Origin of the sequence: Streptococcus mitis (assembly GCF_946188695.1) — a bacterium.
GTDB lineage: Bacteria > Bacillota > Bacilli > Lactobacillales > Streptococcaceae > Streptococcus > Streptococcus mitis_DF.
Map to the genome: position 1 here is coordinate 1 of NZ_CAMHWI010000062.1, position 280 is coordinate 280.

1 protein-coding gene is annotated in these 280 nt (G+C 67.1%); it reads left to right on the plus strand.

Annotation, left to right across the window (positions count from 1 at the left end):
- The coding region (locus tag N8L33_RS09995; protein WP_261059756.1) for a tryptophan 7-halogenase at nt 1–271 on the plus strand (271 nt) is incomplete at its 5' end.
- Between the last annotated feature and the right edge of the window lie 9 nt (nt 272–280).

A 280-nucleotide genomic window follows, 5' to 3' on the forward strand; every position in this document is an offset into this window, starting at 1 on the left:
GGACGGGCTTAGCCACAAGATCGCGCTGTGGCGCGACGCGGGGCGGATCGTGCGCGGCGAAGCGGATCTGTTCAGCGAAGTCGCCTGGCTCCAGCTATTGGCCGGGCAGGGGATCGCAGCCGCCGGCCACCACCCGCTCGCCGATGCGCCGCCGCGCGAGCAGATCGCGGAGTATCTCGAATTGATCGAACTGTTGAACGCGCGTGAAGTCGGCCAGATGTCCGATCACGCCGCCTATGTGGCGCAGCATTGCGCGGGGGTGGCGGCATGAAAATCCGCT